Origin of the sequence: Segatella copri DSM 18205, assembly GCF_025151535.1 — a bacterium.
GTDB lineage: Bacteria > Bacteroidota > Bacteroidia > Bacteroidales > Bacteroidaceae > Prevotella > Prevotella copri.
Genome location: NZ_CP102288.1, coordinates 314,661 through 333,532 on the forward strand (window position 1 = coordinate 314,661; position 18,872 = coordinate 333,532).

Genomic DNA, 18,872 nt, shown 5'->3' on the forward strand with positions numbered 1-18,872 from the left:
CAAGGTAGCCAGCAGTATCAACTGAGCAATAATGAGTAATGACTACTATCAGATATTGAACTTACATAGGCGATGGGGAATTCTAATCGCCATTTTCTTATTTTCTTCTTTCGTACATGCACAAAAGATTTCAGTTTCACGTTTTGTGCTGGCAGAGTCTGACCTTACGGCTCAAAATAAAAGCACCTTGGTTGAAGACCAGAATGGAGATAAATGTGCATTGATTCGGGTGCAAACTACGCAAAAAGGATTTTCGTTTGATGTAGGATCTGCAGGTGTTCAAAAGGTTGATGACAATCATATTGGAGAAATATGGTTGTACGTGCCTTTTGGTGTACGGCACATTAGTATCCGACATCCACAACTTGGTTCACTTGTAAATTACAGTTTTCCTATAAACATAGAAAAGGCAAGGACTTATATCATGGAGATAACGTCAGACAAAGTGTTTGTGAACTATTATGATGACTCAAGAAAGCAAAAATTGAATATAAGAGTGTTTCCCGCAAATGCTTCAATTACGCTAAACGGTATGAACATCAAATTAAATTCCAAGGGTGAAGCTTCACAGGAATTGTCATTTGGAACGTATACTTATAAGGTGGTAGCCGATAGGTATTATTCCAAGGAAGGACAGGTCGTAATAAACGATTCTGTCCATATTCAGCAACTTGTCGTGAATGATTTAAAGCCTATTATGGGTAAGATAAGTGTACATACCAATCCCTACAATGCGGAGATTATGCTTGATGGAGTTTCTATCCCTTCGAACACCTCTCTAACACCATATGCAACACAGATTGGACATCATAAACTAATTGTGAAACAAATTGGATACAAGACAGAAGAACGAGACATTAAAGTAGAGCAAGACAAAATAACCGATATAAATATCATTTTGAGTCAATTAGCCATGTTCTCATTTAGAAGTGATCCAACTGGAGCCATAGTGTCTGTCAGCGGAGAAAAGTTAGGAACGACTCCATGCCAAAAAGAACTGAAAACAGGCTCTTATGAGGTTTTTGCCCAAAAAGTAGGATACAAAGATTATAAAAAGAAAATGGATTTAAGTAGTTCCAGTCCTAATGTCAATATTTCCTTGAGCAGAATATACAACTACAAGAATGAGTTTTACGCAGAGGCTGGGGTTCGTGTAGGAACTTTTGTCTCTTTCGGCGGAACTATTGGTGGCTATATTTCCAACGTAAACATAGAAGCATCTGCTTTTTATGGGACAGGGAATAGTGAAACTATTTATTGGAGTGGAAACGACACGAAACCTATTTCAAGCATCTACCACCCAGAATTTGTGGTAAGCGGTAAGGTCGGATATGGAATAGCTGCAGGAACAAGATTCAGGATTACCCCACAATTGGGAATCAATTATCTGAGTCTGAAAGAATCAATGCAAGAGGAGAGCAATGTGACACCTGCAAATGGGAGCAATGTGACGAGTGCGCTTTTCGGAGTGCGTTTTTCGGCTATCATTACCAATCATTTTGGAGTGAGTTTGTCCCCTGAATATTCTTTTGGAGTAGGAAAATCCAATGGCTATAAAGAGTTGGAGGCCGTGTCTTCAAAAATCAAAAATTGGGGACAAGGTTTTAATGTGAAATTAGGATTAATGATAGCGTTTTAAGATGAAACATATTGGTTTATACATATTGTTGGTATGCATAGTATTTGTTGGGTGTTCAGACAAATACTCGCCAGATTTGGGACTGAAGCCTACATTGACTCCAAGATACCTTAGGGTATCTCCTACGTCACTGTCGTTTTCTGCCAATCAGGCATCAAGCCAAAGTGTGGACATTGAAACGATGGAAACACCTTGGAAAGTTGACAATGCCATAAATTGGGTGTCTATTTCTGCAACAAGTGGTCAGAGTAATTCCAATATAAATGTCAGTGCGTCCGAGAATAAAGATGCCAATGCGGCAAGAACTGGTGTGTTTTATATAAAAGCGGATGTCAACGATTGGAATTATGAAAAGGGTATTTCCGTCTCGCAAGCTGCTGCAACACCTTATATTAATGTGTCTCAATCAAACATCACATTAAAAGGAACCGCTTGTACATCAACATTTGACGTAACATCAAACTGTTCTTATACGGTGACAAATGATGCAGATTGGCTTACACTATCCCAAAAGGACAATAGTTTTGTTCTCAATGCTACGGCAAACGAAACCAGTCAATATCGCACGACAACAATATTGTTTTCATACAATGGAATTGACCAGGCAAGCAACAAACTTGTTGTAACTCAGGCTCCAGCTTCCATCAATGCCTCTACAGAGACTTTGACGTTCGGGAATACAGCTGGAGAGATTAAGGTTGAAGTTACTTCCGAATCAAAATGGACCGCATCCACATCTTATAGTTGGATTGATGTAACACCAGAAAGTGGAGAAGCTGGAACGTCGTCCATAACAATTTCCGTATCCCCAAATACTTCTGTTAATGAGCGGACTGGATATGTAATTCTTTCCATAGGCTCGGAAGAAAGAATACAAATTCCTATCAAACAACGAGGCATTTATATTGAGACCGACAAATCACAATATGATTTTGAGGCATCATCTGGGACACAAACAATCCAAGTCAATAGTAATACTTCATGGCAGGTATCGTCTGTTCCGTCATGGGTAAAAGTAGACAAGACAAGCGGGACAGGGAATTCTGCAATAAAAGTCACAGTCGAAGACAATCCCAATACAACTGAAAGGAATGGTGAAATTGTGGTTTCTCAACCGGGTTTAAGTGCAATGGCTACGATTAAAATACATCAGAAAGGTAAAACATTCGATGTGGCTACCACGACATTGACATTCAATGACAAAGAAGAATCGCAAACAATCACCATTGCTACAGATGGAACTTGGCGAGCATTTAGTAATGCCGATTGGATTAAAGTCTCACCAGAGACGGCAACAGGAAATTCCATTTTAACCATCACCGTTCAAGAAAACTCTACGGATGGAGAAAGAAGCGGTTCTGTAAACATCCTGATGGGTGATGCTTCCGCAACAGTAGCTATCGTCCAAAAAGGTAAATATTTTACTATAGATAATAGCTTACTTGATTTTACAAGTAAAGGTGGCGAACTTAAAGTAACTTTGACTACTAATGCGCCATGGTCTGTGAGGAAAGATGATACGGTCAACTGGTTGTCTATATCACCGACTAACGGCACAGACAATGCTAACGTAAAAGTAACAGCTTCGGACAATGCTTCTGTCAACAAACGTTCTGCAAATGTTTATTTTGATGCTTTGGGTAGAAGTGTGAATATCCTTGTGTCCCAAAAAGCACGGTACTTGACTGTGGATGCAAATGAATTGTTGTTCTATTCCAAGGGTGGCACGTCAAATGCTGTGACCATATCCACAGATGGAACTTACTCCATAAACTGTTCAGATAATTGGTTGACAATATCAAGAAACGGAGACACCTTTACTGTCACTGCATCGGAAAATGACACAAAGGATGCCCGTATCGGCGAGATTACTATCTCGTTGACCGATTTGAAGGAAGGCTCTTATTCTGTCACGTTGACTGTCACCCAATTAAACTATGGAGGAACTTTTCTGCGTAAAGATTTTGAGGAAGACAAAGATTATGACAGCAATGGTTCTTCAACAGGAAGTCTGACTATAACAGATTATGGGAGCGATACCAATTATGACACGAGTAGCCAAAGTGGTACTAAGTTGTCTGTGGTAGGTTTTAAGTCGGATGCATGTTGGGATAGTTCTACAGCTTCAAGTGCCAAAGTAACGATAACGGGATATGAGCAAGACAAGAATCTTGATTCAGACACAAATTCATCGGGAACAGTAAATAAAGATGGTTACTCCGATGACAACAACTGGAATTAATAAACAAAGAAAATATAAATAGTAAGAAATATGAAACAAACAAGAATGATTACTCACAAGCTCATGGCAATGGCAATAGCATTGGTTATGGGTTCATGTTCGTCAGATGTTTTGTCTGACATGGGACAAGAAAGTCAAGGTAAGCATACTACCAAGATGGAGTTTGTAGGAAAGGTAATTGGTTTTGACCAACAAGTTTCCACTAAAGCTAAAATGCAATCAAGAGCAGCAAGTAGTAGCACTTCATGGAAAGATGGCGATAAAATCTACATAACTTTCTATAATGGTACCAACATTATACCTGGCGAAGCTACTTATAGCAGCACATCTGGTTGGTCTGTAAGTTACGATGGCGATTTGGCGACAGGAAGCAACTTGAAATGCGAAGCTCGTTATTTTGTCAATGCGACCTTCACAAGCTCTTCTCTTGTTTCGCTCAATTCAAATTCTGAGATTTATGAGGATTTAAATGCGACATACGCTTACAGTAATGGTTCTTTGACAGTAACAGCAACTCTATCACCAAAGACGGGACGTATCCGCTTAACAGGAAAAGCTGGGGAGAAGATTTACACAACTGGAATTTCCGTATATACCACATTTGCACCTGCCATTAATACTTTCTCCACCTCCAATGCTATAATAACATCGACGGTGGCTTCAAACGGCTCAACACCTTATATATATGGTTACTTTACAGATGATGACCGTAGTCTTGGACTTGTAGGCTCAGATTATGCATTTACAAGAACTTGTACAAGCAGTATGTTCAATAAGGGCGAAAGTGGTTATATGGCAATACCGTCAGAAGCATCTCATAATAATTGGCGAAGTGGATTGTATGTTAAGGCAAGCGGCGTGGAATTCAAAATGATTCCTGTTGCTGGGTTGGAAAGTGGTTTCTTTTTGATGGCAGAAACAGAAACTACAGAAGCTTTATATAAATCAGTCAATGGTACATCTTCAACCTCACAATTGCCTGTTGATGCAGTTTCTTATTCAGAAATATCCTCATTTATAGAAAAATTGAATAATGAAACAAAGCTGACTTTCTCCCTACCATCAGCAGAACAATGGAAATATGCAGCAAAAGGTGGAAACAAGTCTCAAAATTATACATACGCCGGGAGTAATACTCCTGGCGATGTCGCTTGGTATGCAGCCAATTGCACATCAAAGCAGAAGGTTAAGACTAAAGCTCCTAACGAATTGGGGATATATGATATGAGCGGCAATGTCGGAGAAATACGTTTAGGAGAGTACTATGATCATGGAGATTATTACATAGATAGTTATGGAGGTAATTACAAGAGCTCAAGTTCATCTATAGGAATAAATTCTTATGTAGAAAATAGAAGAGATTACAACACTTTTTCTGGTGTAGGTTTTAGATTAATATTAACTTGCAAATAAAGCCATGTTGAAATTGAAGCATTTACCAACATATTGTGTACTTATAGCAGTAGTACTGGTCATCGTATACTTAGCCAATTTCTCTCATGCGTCTTTATCTGACAACACATCAGATTGGGGTGCATGGGGAAGCTATGTGAATGTTGGAATAAGCCTCATCTCAATCTCACTCATTTACATAACCTATAAAGAGCAACAAAAAAGCAACAAGATAGCAAGATTTGAGGAACATTATCATGTTGCTTTAAAAACAGCAGGAGAGCTTTTTGAGCGTAAAAAGGAAATTATAAAAGACTCATACAACAGAATTGAGAATCATTTTAGGAATCCATTCGACCCTCTTACTGATTATACGCAACGCAATACGAAAAATGTATTAGGGTATTACTATTCTTCTGCTGTTTTTGATGTTCAGCAAGAATGTGATGAAGTCTTTCGATATTTCTATACCACTCTGAACTCTATCAAAAGCAGTCCAATCATTGATGCAGATGAAAAGGATAGATGTTATACAGAGATGTCTTGTCTATTTTCTGAAGAAGCAAGAATCTTGCTCCTCTTTTGGGGATATAATAAAGGAATAGATCTCTCAGACTACTACAACGAAGGAATGTTCCGTACGAGTATCATCAACAATGAAGCCCTTTTGAATATCATCAAATTTGTATGTACTGGCGAAAGACGGAAAAACGAGAAAATTAATATAGAAGATATAGATTTGGGAGATAATATAAACGAAAATTTTTCTGAAACATATAATAGATTGTTAAACAATAAAAACAAGCAACAATGAAAAAGATTATCATGTTTTTCATGGCACTCTGCATGGTATTGCCTGCATTGAATGCCCAAAACAACAAGGCGCTGAACAAAGCCTTGAAGAAAGAGTACAAGGTGAAGATGAAGGAATTCAAGAAGGGAGGCTGGATGCTTTATGGTTCGTCTCGTTCTCTTGATGTAGCCCTTCTCAACCATTATGGTAAGCTCAACAAAGAGGGAGAAGAAGCCTATGAGATAGTAGGTACTTGCTCAAAATTCAAGTCAAAGAATGTGGGTCATCAGACTTGTATCAACAATGCTTGTAACATCTATGCTCAACAGGCTGGCAGACAGTTGAAAGGACGTATTGTGAGTGATATTGCCGGTAATGGTGACGATGTATCAGGAGAGTTTGACCATTTCTATGCAGCCTACGAGAGCCTTGTACAAAAGGAACTCAACGGCGAGTTGCAGGAGTCTTTCTCCGTTATCCGCAGCAACAAGGATGGAAGTTACGAGATGCAGACATTCTTTGTGGTAAGCGAAAGTGCTGCCACCCGAGCAAGAATCCGTGCATACGAGAATGCTGCAAAAGAAAGTGCTGCCGCTCAAAAATATGCAAAGAAGGTAAGCGATTTTGTTCGCGAAGGATTCAAACCGACAACCGTATCTACATCCACCAATGACTAAACGAATAATTGTTTTACTGACAATGAACTTTTGCCTCATCTCAGCTTTCTCGCAAAGTTGGGATGAGGTAATACGTAATACCCAAACTTATCTCTCTGGAGAAGGTTGGGGAGCGACAGTAGAGGAAGCTGACCAACAGGCACTCGCTGCATTGATAAGCAAAATATCCGTTGTGGTAAGCAACGACTTCTCTATCACAGAAGACGAGCGTACAACCAATGGGAAACTTGATGCTGCAAGTTATACAACCTCGAAAGTACAGACATACTCAACCGCCACATTGACCAATACTGAGCGCATTGTCATAGATAACAATCCAGACCAAGCTCATATCGGTCGATTTATCAAACGAAGCGAACTGAACAAAATCTTTGAAGGGAGAATTCGTACGATAAAGGAGTATATCCGCTTAGGAAAGGTTGCTGAAGATGCTTGCAAGATAGATGATGCACTGAGAAATTATTACTGGGCCTACTCTTTGCTCAAATCTGTGCAACGTCCCTCAAGTGTTGTTTATTCTGATGAAGAAACAGGAGAAACAATGTATCCTTTAACCTGGCTTCCGCAGCAGATTACAAATATTCTAAAGGAATTAAGCGTTGAGGTTACTGGTAACGATGGCACAAATGTCGATTTAATGTTCAAGTATAAAGGTCAACCCGTCAGTACACTTGACTTCACCTACTTCGACGGACGCAACTGGAGCAATATCTGTAGTGCGAAGGACGGACGTGGAACGATGGAATTCAGTAAAGGCTTGGTTCCTGACAACGTTCAAATCAACTACGAATACGCCTATCGTGGTCAAGCGCACATCAATCAGGAAATACAAAGTGTTCTGAATGTCGTAAAAGGGCAATCTATACGTGCGGCAAGGGTAAACCTGCAAATGGGAAAGGCTAAAAAAAGTACAGATAATACACTATCTTTGGGTAAGTTACGGGCAAATGATACCATGTTGCCTGTTGCAAATGATGGTTCTTATAGAGCTGTGCTAACCAAAGTGCTTAATGCGATAAAGGGACATGACTATGATGCTGTACGCACTCTCTTTACTGATGATGGCTGGAGTATGTTTACAAGCCTTGTAAGATATGGCAATGCCAGAATACTCAATGCAAAGGATTGTCAGTTTAGCCAACTGCGTGACAATGTAATTGCAAGAAGCATACAAATGTCTTTCTCTTTCAAGAAAGGGTTAAGAAAGGACTTTGTAGAAGATGTGGTCTTTACTTTCGACAAAAATCAGAAAATAGACTGTATTGCTTTCGGTCTTGACCGCAAAGCCAAACAAGACATCATAAAACGTGGCGCATGGACTCCTATTGCTCGTCAAACAATTATGCAATTTCTTGAAAATTACAAAACAGCATACGCACTGAAGCGACTTGACTATCTCAAAACAATATTTGATGACGATGCCGTCATTATAGTAGGTCATGTTGCAGAAAGACTTGTTGCGAACAGACAGAGCAAGGATATGCCAGTAACATTCCATACGCAGAGGCATATCCGTCGAGTTCAGTATAGCAAGGACCAGTATATGAAGAACTTGGAGGCTTGTTTCAGAAGCAATGAGTTTGTAAACATACGATTTGCGAATAATGACGTTCGCAAGGCAAAGAATGGAGAGGAGTATGGCATACAAATTAAGCAGGACTATTATTCGACCAACTATGGTGATCAAGGCTATCTCTATTTGCAAGTTGATTTGGAGGATTCGCAAAAACCTATTATCAAGGTCAGGACATGGCAACCAGAACCTGATCCAGAGATAGGTTTGTTTGGGCTTGGTAATTGGTAAAATACAACATGACTGTTATGCGTAAGTACTTTTTTATATTATTGTTGTGCTCTTCTGCGATGATGGCACAAAATACATATTCAGACTATCAAGCATTCCGTAAAGGAGTGCTTGGTAGTTATGATAGCTTCCGAGAAACGATATTGGAAAACTATGCAGAATATCTCCAAGGTGTTTGGGTTGAATACGAGCAGTTCAGAGGAATCAGGAGAAACAAAAAACCAAAACCGTCAATAGCACCAAAGGCTGACGTAAAGCCCCAAGATGTCACTCCAATTCAATCTGACCCAGAGGTAAAGCCCACAATGCAACCAGTGCCAACAGATGATCCTATACCAGTGAAGCCTATTGCACCCAGTACTTTGCCGAATATGTCGTTTTCCTTTTATGGCATGAAGTTAAGTACAGTTTTATGTCATGTGCAAACGGTTAAAGGTGTTGAACATCAAGCAATAGCAAAGGCTTGGGACGCCTACCGACAAGATAGAGTAATGAAAGACATTATTCGCTCTTTACAATCATTGGCAATGATGTATGGTCTCAACGATTGGTTTACATTTGAGCTCGTCAGAAACTACACGGAAGCATCGTGTAAGAATTCCGCAAGTAAAATAGTATTGCAGCATTTTCTCCTCGTAAATATGGGATATGATGTTCGATTGGCAAGTTGCGGAAATCAACTTTTATTGTTGGTTCCATTCAATCAACAGGTATATGAGCGAAGCTATCTTGTTATTGATGGTAAAAAATATTATGCCTTTTATGACGATTCAACAAGCAAGGTTCAAAATGCTGGAGTTTATACATGTCGTTTGCCCGACGAAACAGACAAAGGGCGCAATATAGACTTAACCATTAGAGGTGGAAATATAGGGATAAAGACAGGTGTGGTACATAGGTTTAGTATGAGTGATGGCAAAATCTCATTACAAGGTTTTGTTGATGAGGGAACTATGGAGGCCGTCCGCCATTACCCACAGATGGATATTCCTTTTTATGCCATGTCAACTATTGATGCTAACTTCCACCAGTCTTTACTTGCACAAGTAAGTGAACAAATACGAGGTTGCTCAGAAAAGGAATCGGTCAGTAAAATCCTTCATTTCGTACAATATGCTTTTGGCTATGCTACAGACGGAGAACAACATGGATATGAGAAGCCATATTTCATAGAAGAAAACTTTTATTATCCAAAGAACGACTGCGAAGACAGAGCCATTTTGTTTGCATTTCTTGTGCGTAACGTCTTGGGACTTGACGTACACCTCGTACAGTATCCTGGGCATGAATGTACTGCCGTAAACTTCTCTACCTCTCAGATGAATGGAGATGGATATATGTACAAAGGCAAGGCTTTCTATATTTGTGATCCGACCTATATTGGTGCTTCGATAGGTCAATGTATGCCTAATTATAGAAATGTAAAGCCTATAGTAGAATAATGGTACTGATGTTGTTTCTCTTTTCAGTTCACTATTCGCACAGTTCTCATTCTTCACAAAGTTCTCACAACTCACATAGTTCACACTCGTCTCACTATTCAAGTCGTTACTAAGGATAGTGATTCGCAAGATTATTGCGAGTTGTAAAATAATTTGGGAGGGGCGTGTTCGAATGCGCTCCTCCCTTAATATTTTATCTACTCAAGCCTTTCCTCTTCATAGGCTTCATTATCTTTGTTGCCTGTTGCAAGTATCTTCTTATCCATTCTATCTCATCTTCGTCCTTCTCACGTCCCCAGTCTTTGGTATCGCTGTCACCGCCACTTTGGCTTTCAGCGAAGTTGGTAGCCTCGTTGACGTAGCCGATGTACAGGTACATTGCACAATAGATAATTTTATCGCCATGATTGATAGAATCCATTGCAAAGCTACCGTCAAATAGGCTGCTGTCGTGAATGCTCGTCATACGTGGATAGATGTCTGCTATCTCTGCCAACGCCTTCATGCCAGCCTGTGCCCAAATCTTATTGATCATCTGTGGCTTGCGGCAGAAATATAAACTAAATAATAGGAGATAAGATTATGGCATTAGCAATGTACCTTTGCACCATAATTTTAAATTATTCAAATTATGGTACAAGGCAAGAAACAATTAAACAGCAAACCAAAGTTTGCCGAGGTTGTAATCGGTGACAATGAGGCGAAGGAAATTGTTCTTTTCTCTTATTCTTCTGCCAGTTCTTTCATCGCATCGTTTAATGTGTTGAAAAGAACGTTGATGTTTTCTTCTTCATTCTTGCATGCCTCCTTGAAGAGGGCAACAGGATCTTCGGTGCTGCTCTTGAGCGGAGTCTCGTTGAGTAGGATGTTGACATTGTTCAGCAACATGCCGTGAAGGGTAGGCATGTGGAGCTGGTGCTGTTCGCCCTCCTTGCTGCCACATTTCAGTCCGGCTGCGTATGCCTTTACGATGATGCGGACCAGGAGATGGATGGCCATCGGCTCGTCAGCAAGACTGATGAGAATGCCGTGGGTGTAATCGCGTACATGCTCTTCAAGTGTGGTAAACTTGCCTTGAAGAAGCCAGGTGAAGTTGCGCTTGTATTCTGACTCCATAGCCTTGTAAAGCTGGTTCGATTTGCAGGCTATGCGCAGGTAGTCGAGCATGGTTGGCTCAAAGGTCGGGTCAGCCTGTTTCATGCTGTCGAAGTTCTTCTTCATGCGCTCGTTGGCTTCCTCGGCAGTCTTGTAGTTGAGGCGTACGAGGATAGAGAACATGATGTCGAAGAAGTATTGGTTTACCTCGCCATAGTGCTCCAGCATCATTTGCTTGATCTGTTTCGGGTCGTTCTTCTTACTGAAGTCATTGCCTTCGATGGTAGCATCGATGATGCCACGTGCGTAGGCTTCGAAGAAACCTCTTACAAATGCAGCTACTGCCTGATAACTGTTGATTCTTTTGCTCATTTCTTGTCTGTGTTTATTGGGCTGTTCCTGTTTGGGAATAACAGCTTCTTATTCAAAAGTCTTAAATTCATACCCCTGTTCCATGAGCCATTCTATGGCCTGAGGGAGCGCTGTCTTCAGCTTTTCAATGCTCTTCAGCGAGTCGTGGAAGGTGATGATGCTGCCATTGCGGGCATATCGCTTCACATTGTTCACCACATCTTCTGCCGTCATCCATTTGGAATAGTCGCGCGTCACCACGTCCCACATGATGACCTTGTAAGTGCGGTGCAGCCACCAATACTCACTTGGTCGCATCCAGCCGTGAGGTGGACGGAAGAGATGGGCATGGATGATATCGTTCGCCTTATTGGTGTTGAGCACGTAGGAGATGACACGGTGCTTGAAGGCACCGATATGATTGAATGTATGGTTGCCTACCTGATGACCCTCTGCCACAATCTGGTTGTAGAGGTCATGATGGCGCAATACATTCTCGCCTACCATAAAGAAAGTAGCCTTGATATTGTACTTTCTCAGGGTCTCTAAGATGAATGGAGTTGACTCAGGAATCGGACCGTCATCAAATGTAAGATAGACAGAATGGTCTTTCTTGTCCATTCTCCAGATGGCCTTTGGATATAACCATCTGAGCCATTTGGCTGGTTGCTCTATGAACATGGATAAAACAGGTTTATATGAATAATGAAAAGTTTGGTGTCGTGTTTCGCGACACCAAACTTTTTTCTATTTTTTACTGATTGCCTTCCGGCATTCTGCCACCTCTGCCATGATAGAGACGGTAGAGGTTGTTGAGCTGCTTCTCATACTTCTGCTCCAACTGTGGACTCACCATTCCGGCAGCCTCGCAGATGCTCTGCATGATCATGATCTGACGGATGCAGTCGTGCTCTGCCTGGAGGAAACGGTCGTTTGGCAGCGAGAGATAGTAGTTGAGGTATTGTGAAGCATTCTTCCATACCGCTTCTATATATTCCTTACCCTTGGCTTTCTGACCGGTCATCAGCCAGCCGCGAGCCATATCCAAGCCACCGCTCATGTAGTCGAGCGTAACATTATAGGCAGGAATCTCGGTATCAGCCTTCTTCAGAATATTGATAGCCTTCTGTTTCTTGCCTTCGGCGATGAGCTGGAGGGCTGTCTGGGCGAGCAGGCGACGGTGGGTATAGCACATACGCATGGTTGTCTCGTCGATGTAGAGTCCCTTCTGCTTCAGGTTGCCGAACTTGAATCGGGTCATGATGTTGTGATAAGCCTTCTCTGTATCGAAGTTCTTGGCACCTGGCTTGTTGGTGGTGAACGGAGTGATACGGTTCACAAGTCCCTCCTGTACGAAGTTGTCGCCGAGGTTCATATAGTTCTCTTCGCCTACGGTGAGTGCTACGTAGAGCGGACGGGTCCAGTTACACTGTGCCAGCATTTCGAGCATCATGAGGTCGCCCTTGTAGAGTGCGCTCTTGCCGGCAAGCGAGATGACCATCTTGTCTGGAATAGAATCTGATGCCATCATCATGCCGCTCTTCTTTACAGCCTCCTTGTCGATGGTGACATAGAGGGTGTCCGTAGGGATGAAGTGCATGTCAGGGTTCTTGCTGCGTACCCAGTTCTTCAGGATGTTCTTGAGCTCGAACGGTTCGTCACCAAACTGCTTTTTGGCGTTCTCAGGATCCTGCTTGTAGAAGTCGAGAATCTGCTTCTTTGCCTCAGGCTCAACAGATACATATTCGTTGGTACCTGAACAGAAGTCGAGACGTGGCCAGGTGATTGGCACAGATGGTGAGTTGTATGCAGGACGCATCATCTGATCGATATACCAGTCGGTCTGCAGGTAGCTCAGGTTACATACGCGGGCATCTGTTCCAACGCCTTCTACCTCCTGGTTGTACCAGAGTGGGAAGGTATCGTTATCACCATTGGTAAAGATGATAGGGTTGCCCTTCTCCTGGAGTGACATCAGGTAGTTCTGACCGAAGTCACGGCAGGTGTAACGGTTTGAACGGTCGTGATCATCCCAGGTCTGTGATGCCATCTGGATAGGTACGAGAAGTGTGATGACTGCTACGATGGCTGTTACGGCAGTACCGCTGAGCTTCATCTTGCGCTTCAGAATGTCGATGATGGCGAGTACGCCGAGACCGCACCAGATAGCGTATGCATAGAATGAGCCGGCATAAGCATAGTCACGCTCACGTGGCTGCATAGGTGTCTGATTCAGGTAGATGACGATGGCAAGACCTGTCATGAAGAACAGGAAGAATACAATCCAGAACTGCTGGATTCCGATAGGGATGAGCACTTCCTCTTCCTTGCCGTTCTTCATTACCTTCTTCTTTCGGGTATACCAAGCCTGCCAGAAAAGTCCGATGAGACCGAGAATCAGCGGCATGCAGTAGAATACATTGTGGCCCTTGTTCGCCTTCAGATCGTCTGGCAATTTGCTCTGGTCGCCATAGAGTGAATCATCAATGAATGAGAAACCGGTAATCCAGTTTCCGTGCTCTGGCTCACCATTGCCCTGGATGTCGTTCTGACGGCCGGCAAAGTTCCACATGAAGTAGCGCCAGTACATGAAGTTGCACTGGTAAGAGAGGAAGAAGCGGATGTTGTCAAACTGTGACGGCATCTTCACCATCATACTCTCTCCGCAGCGGTCGTAAGGAATCTCTGTGCCTTCAACACCGCCCATCCAGTCTTCGTATGCCTGGGCATGAGCCGAACTGTACATACGAGGGAAGAGCATGTTCTGGGCATAAATATACTTATTCTTGTGACTTACTACAAAGTAAGAGTCCTTCTCATCAGCCGAAGCCTTCTCCTTGCGCTGGTAAACCGGTGCGCCTTCTTTCATGACAGGCTTGCACATGTTGCCGTCTACTTCGAGGGCTACCTGTGATGTATAAGCCTGGCCATAGAACAGAGGGCGGTCGCCATACTGGTCGCGGCTCAGATAACTTCCCAGGGTAAAGATGTCCTCAGGAGAGTTCTGGTCCATAGGAGGGTTGGCAGAAGAGCGGATCACGATGAGTGCGTAGCTGGAATAACCAATCATCAGCATCAGCATGCAGAGCAAGGCTGTGTTCTTGACGCGTGCTGAGATGAGCGGCAGGAGCTGCATCTTCTTCTTGGCGATGCCTGTAGATTCGTCAACGCCTGTTACTACTTCCTGCTTGCGCTTGTAGCCGAGTACGAACCAGAGGATAACCAGCACGATGATACCGGTGATGGCAGCTGTCCAGCCATATCCGTAGAATGGGATGCCGAGCATGCCGAAACCGAGAACGAAGGCGATATTCTGCTTCTTCTCGTTCCTCTCTGATGCATTACAGGTCTCGTAGATGCCCCAGATGACAGAGGCTACAAGACAGATGATGTATACGATTTCACCGGTATTGAACGGACAGCCGAGGGTGTTGACAAAGAACAGCTCGAACCAGCCGCCTACGGTGATAATACCAGGAACCACACCATACAGTACGGCTACCACTACGAGGAATGAAAGGAACAGCGCCAGGAGCGAGCCCTTGAGGTTGGCATGTGGCACCTTCTTGTAGTAATAAACCAATACGATGGCTGGGATACAGAGCAGGTTGAGCAGGTGGACACCGATACTCAAACCGGTCATATAGGCGATGAGCACAAGCCAACGGTCGCTATGAGGCTCGTCAGCATGGTCTTCCCACTTCAATATCAGCCAGAATACCACAGCGGTAAAGGCAGAAGAGAACGCATAAACCTCACCCTCGACAGCAGAGAACCAGAAGGTATCGCTGAAGGTGTAGATGAGTGCGCCCACCATACCGGATGCCTCGATGGCAATCAGCTTGCTGGTGGTCAGTTCTTTCCAGTCGCTGATGACGAGTCGGCGAGCCAGGTGGGTGATGGTCCAGAAGAGGAACATGATACAGACGGCGCTCAGCAGGGCGCTCATCGTATTTACCATCTTGGCTACCTGGGTAGTGTCGCTGGCGAAATGTGTGAAGAAATTGCCTAAAAGCATGAAGAATGGTGCCCCAGGTGGGTGACCGATCTCCTGCTTGTAAGCAGTCGTAATAAACTCAGGACAGTCCCAGAAACTGGCTGTCGGTTCAATTGTGGAACAATAAGTGAACGCCGCAATGATGAATGCGACCCATCCGAAGATATTGTCCACTAATCTGTACTGTTTCATTATTGTTTAAACTTTAATGTATTATATTTCTTTCTGAATGCTTTCTCTGTTTCTGAATGCTTTCTCTGTGCCTTTCAAAAAGGCACATTCCAGTTGCAAAGATAATAAAAAGATGAGATAATATGGATTTTTGCACCTGTTTTTTAGGCATTATTATATAATAAGCCTATACATTTAAGAAATGCTCTTCCAGTTTCTCTCTCGGCATATCTGCCGTATCGTGGTAGTGGAGATGATGATTTACGCAGGCGATGTGCTTTACGTTATTGAGCACTTCGGCTACATCATGGCTTACGATGATAATGGCGCACTCCCGGTTGATCTGTTCCAGCATCTCGTACATCTGCTTCTGGAAACGGCGGTCGATGTAGGTGTTGGGCTCATCCAGTATCACTACATCGGGTTTCGAAACAATGGCGCGGGCGAGGAGTACTCGCTGCAACTGTCCGCCGCTCAAGGCTGCGATATGACGGTCTTTCAACTCCGTGAGCTGCATCTGTTCCAGACAGTCGAGAACCTGCTGGTGCTGTGCCTGGGTGTATCTCGAAAAGAGACTTTTGGTCTTGCTGAGTCCTGAGAGTACCACTTCATAAACGGAGATAGGGAACTGTTTGTCGAGATGGTTGTATTGGGGCAGATATCCCATACTGATTTCCCTTACTTCCTCCCCATCTTTATAAAAGCGGATGCTGCCGTCTGTGGGTTTCATCAGTCCCAGAATGAGGCGCATGAGGGTTGTCTTGCCACCACCGTTGGGACCGATGATGCCAAGATAATCGTCTTTGTAGACGGTGAGGTTGATATCGTGGAGCACCTCCTTGCCTTCGTAACCAGCCGAAAGATGCTCGATTTTTATGATTGGAGTCATATTATTGTAGTTTTTACTTCCCAACAACGATTTTCTTGCCTTGTACCGCTGCTGCCGCTTCCTGCATCGCCCAGTTCCAATCGCCTTGCAATGGGTTGATATTCATTGGCTTGGTGTGGCTTTCGTTGATGAAAGTTGTGGTGTTGCGGTTGGCAAATTCTGCTTGTATGAGGCAATATTTGATCTTCTCTTTTCTTGCTCTCTGGATGAGGCTCTTCAGCTGGGCGGCACTAGGCTCCCTGCCTTCTTCCTCTATGGCAAGCTGCTCCAGCTGGTAATCACGGGCAAAGTAGGTGAGGATAGGGTGATAGATCACAAACTTGCGTACCATCTCGGGATGATTCTTGAAACCCTCTCTGATGGTGCTGTCTCGCTTATCGATGATCTTCAGCAGCGACAGATAGTTCTTCTCAAAGAATGCCTTGTTTTCCGGTTCCAGTTGGCAGAGTGCCTTGAAGATGTTGCTGGAGATGATGCGGGCGTTTTTGCAACTCATCCATACATGCGGGTCGGTATTGCCGCCTGGTGTCTTGGCAGGCGTGATGCCTGTGGAGGTATCTATCACCTTCATGTCAGGAGCGTTGTCCTGCAGCTTCTTCATCCAGGTCTGTTCGAAACCGATGCTTCCCACTTTCAGATAGAGGGTACTCCTGGAGAGTTCCATCATCTGCTGGGCATAAGGCTCGTAAGTTTCAGGATTGTTGCCGTTGGATACCATCACGTTGACATCCACCTTATCTCTGGCAATCTTATCAACGAAAAACCTGTAGGGAGGGATGGTTACGGTAACTGTAGGTTTGCCATCGCTGTTGGCGACAGATTCCTTTCCGTTACTTTCTGCGGTGTTGCCTTTCTGCTGGCTGCCTTTACAGCCCGCGAAAACCACGCATAATATAATAAGGTATAAATACTTTCTCATAAGCAGTCAATCTATATAAATCAATTCTTTGTTTTCTTTGCAGCTTGTTTAAAAGATAAAACTGAGTCCGTAAACCAGCAGTACATATCTCAACACCTTTCCGATGGTGATGCTGATGACAGAAATCACGATGTTGGCTCTCGTCAGTCCCAAAACGATGGTGATGGCACTTCCCAACAGGGGCAGGAAGGCGAAGAATCCCATCCAGGCTCCTCTGTCGGCCATGAAGTTCTGAGCCTTGTCAAGACTCTCTTTCTTTACATGCAGATATTTCTCAATCCATTCCAGCTTGCCCATCCGTCCTACGCCATAGTTGAACATAGAACCGAGCACATTGCCGATGCTTCCATACAGTACGAGCTGGATAGGTTCCAGTCCGGCAGCCTGTAAGCCCGACATGACCACCTCGCTGCTGAAGGGAAAGAAACTGCCGGCAAGGAAGGCTGATACCAGCATGCCCCAGTAGCCCCAGCTCATTAAGAAATCTATAATCCAACTCATAGTAATATGCTCTCTGGTACGAGTATGTTGTAAGCCATGATAAGTACCAGCATGATGAGCAGCAGGATGAAGGAGATGTTGGTAAACTTACCTCTGGTGAATGTGATGAAATGGGCGATAAGCGGTGCTGTATTCACAATCAGGATGCCGCCCAGTTCCTGTATATGTTGAGGCTGGAGGACGATGAAGATGATGCAGGCAACCGATATCATGATAAACGTTTCGTAGATCATGCGGGTTCGTATCTTATCGCCGTAGCTGGTGCGTATGAAGTGGATGGAACCGATGATGGTGAGCAGGATAACGAAACTCAGGTTCAGAATCTGATGGTCGGTAACCTGTGAATAATCAAAGAGTTCGCTGTAGTTGATGAATTCACAGAAGTGGTCAGCCAGCCCCTGTATGTTGTCGGTATAGAAGAAATAACCGGCTGCAAACCAATAGGGCACGATGAGACCTACCAGGGATGCAAAGAATGTCTTTACGCTAAACGAGAGGGTAAACACCATCATCATAATCCATAGGATAGGCATGAAATAGCCTATCTGCACGAAAACCATCGATGCCAGACCGATGCAGGCAAAGGCGTAGAAAGTCCAGCCTGTAGAGCGTTTATCCTGATAGCAATTCCAGATAATGAGATAAAAGGCGATGAAACACATCGTCACAATACTGCTTTTTAAAGAGAGGTGGGGGAGTCCTGCCATCGTCATTAATGCCAGAAAACTGCAGGATACCATTCGGCTGTAGGTACGCATCAGGGCATTACGGTTGTTCAGTTCCACCATCAGCAGGGTAGACATGGCTGTGAAAGCAAATTCTACCCAGATATTGGATACCAATAAACCTACTGCAACCCAAACCAGTGTGGCAAGGGTTGCAGTAATAGGTAAAGAGTAGCGGCTAGCCGCTACTTTATTTTGAAAAGTTTTCTTTCTTAACATCTAATTCAACATTAAA

The 18,872-nt window shown here is 43.5% G+C and carries 15 protein-coding genes; 7 read left to right on the forward strand and 8 right to left on the reverse strand.

Annotation, left to right across the window (positions count from 1 at the left end; translation table 11 throughout):
- Positions 1-31: 31 nt before the first annotated feature.
- The 7 genes from NQ544_RS01265 to NQ544_RS01295 are packed head-to-tail and all read left to right on the forward strand — an operon-like array spanning position 32 to position 9,989.
- Positions 32-1,639, forward strand: coding sequence for a PEGA domain-containing protein (locus tag NQ544_RS01265; RefSeq protein ID WP_006847751.1), 1,608 nt, complete (start codon positions 32-34; stop codon positions 1,637-1,639).
- Position 1,640: 1 nt separating this feature from the next.
- Positions 1,641-3,881, forward strand: coding sequence for a BACON domain-containing protein (locus NQ544_RS01270; RefSeq protein WP_040553125.1), 2,241 nt, complete (start codon positions 1,641-1,643; stop codon positions 3,879-3,881).
- A gap of 30 nt (positions 3,882-3,911) precedes the next feature.
- The gene (locus tag NQ544_RS01275; RefSeq protein ID WP_006847749.1) at positions 3,912-5,294 is read left to right on the forward strand and encodes a formylglycine-generating enzyme family protein; all 1,383 of its coding nucleotides are present in this window, start codon (positions 3,912-3,914) and stop codon (positions 5,292-5,294) included.
- Between the two features lie 4 nt (positions 5,295-5,298).
- Positions 5,299-6,087 (forward strand): hypothetical protein, encoded by a 789-nt coding sequence (locus NQ544_RS01280; RefSeq protein ID WP_006847748.1) that lies wholly within the window; start codon positions 5,299-5,301, stop codon positions 6,085-6,087.
- Entirely contained in the window at positions 6,084-6,743 is a 660-nt protein-coding gene (locus NQ544_RS01285; RefSeq protein ID WP_006847747.1) for a hypothetical protein, read from the forward strand. The genes NQ544_RS01280 and NQ544_RS01285 overlap by 4 nt, the downstream gene beginning before the upstream one ends.
- 22 nt (positions 6,744-6,765) lie before the next feature.
- Positions 6,766-8,547 (forward strand): LPP20 family lipoprotein, encoded by a 1,782-nt coding sequence (locus NQ544_RS01290; RefSeq protein WP_167529929.1) that lies wholly within the window; start codon positions 6,766-6,768, stop codon positions 8,545-8,547.
- A gap of 17 nt (positions 8,548-8,564) precedes the next feature.
- Positions 8,565-9,989 (forward strand): hypothetical protein, encoded by a 1,425-nt coding sequence (locus tag NQ544_RS01295; RefSeq protein WP_208855001.1) that lies wholly within the window; start codon positions 8,565-8,567, stop codon positions 9,987-9,989.
- Positions 9,990-10,182: 193 nt separating this feature from the next.
- Here NQ544_RS01295 and NQ544_RS01300 read toward each other — a convergent pair whose 3' ends face one another.
- The 8 genes from NQ544_RS01300 to NQ544_RS01335 all read right to left on the reverse strand — a co-directional run bounded on the left by NQ544_RS01300 (position 10,183) and on the right by NQ544_RS01335 (position 18,856).
- Positions 10,183-10,524: a hypothetical protein gene (locus NQ544_RS01300; RefSeq protein ID WP_006847744.1), complete on the reverse strand. Its 342-nt coding sequence runs from the start codon at positions 10,522-10,524 to the stop codon at positions 10,183-10,185.
- Between the two features lie 188 nt (positions 10,525-10,712).
- Positions 10,713-11,456 (reverse strand): hypothetical protein, encoded by a 744-nt coding sequence (locus NQ544_RS01305; RefSeq protein WP_006847743.1) that lies wholly within the window; start codon positions 11,454-11,456, stop codon positions 10,713-10,715.
- A 48-nt stretch (positions 11,457-11,504) separates the two neighbouring features.
- Positions 11,505-12,116 carry a polysaccharide deacetylase family protein gene (locus tag NQ544_RS01310; RefSeq protein ID WP_006847742.1) on the reverse strand — a complete coding sequence of 204 codons (612 nt, stop codon included), beginning with the start codon at positions 12,114-12,116 and terminating at the stop codon, positions 11,505-11,507.
- 73 nt (positions 12,117-12,189) lie between these two features.
- Positions 12,190-15,624: a glycosyltransferase family 117 protein gene (locus NQ544_RS01315; protein WP_006847741.1), complete on the reverse strand. Its 3,435-nt coding sequence runs from the start codon at positions 15,622-15,624 to the stop codon at positions 12,190-12,192.
- Positions 15,625-15,790: 166 nt separating this feature from the next.
- Complete coding sequence (locus NQ544_RS01320; RefSeq protein WP_006847739.1) at positions 15,791-16,492, reverse strand: metal ABC transporter ATP-binding protein; 702 nt, start codon at positions 16,490-16,492, stop codon at positions 15,791-15,793.
- Positions 16,493-16,505: 13 nt separating this feature from the next.
- Positions 16,506-17,411, reverse strand: a complete 906-nt coding sequence (locus tag NQ544_RS01325) for a metal ABC transporter solute-binding protein, Zn/Mn family (protein WP_006847738.1) — start codon at positions 17,409-17,411, stop codon at positions 16,506-16,508.
- 48 nt (positions 17,412-17,459) lie between these two features.
- Entirely contained in the window at positions 17,460-17,912 is a 453-nt protein-coding gene (locus NQ544_RS01330) for a YqaA family protein (protein WP_006847737.1), read from the reverse strand.
- Positions 17,909-18,856, reverse strand: a complete 948-nt coding sequence (locus tag NQ544_RS01335) for a hypothetical protein (RefSeq protein ID WP_006847736.1) — start codon at positions 18,854-18,856, stop codon at positions 17,909-17,911. Before NQ544_RS01335 ends, NQ544_RS01330 begins: the two co-directional genes overlap by 4 nt.
- Positions 18,857-18,872 lie beyond the last annotated feature (16 nt).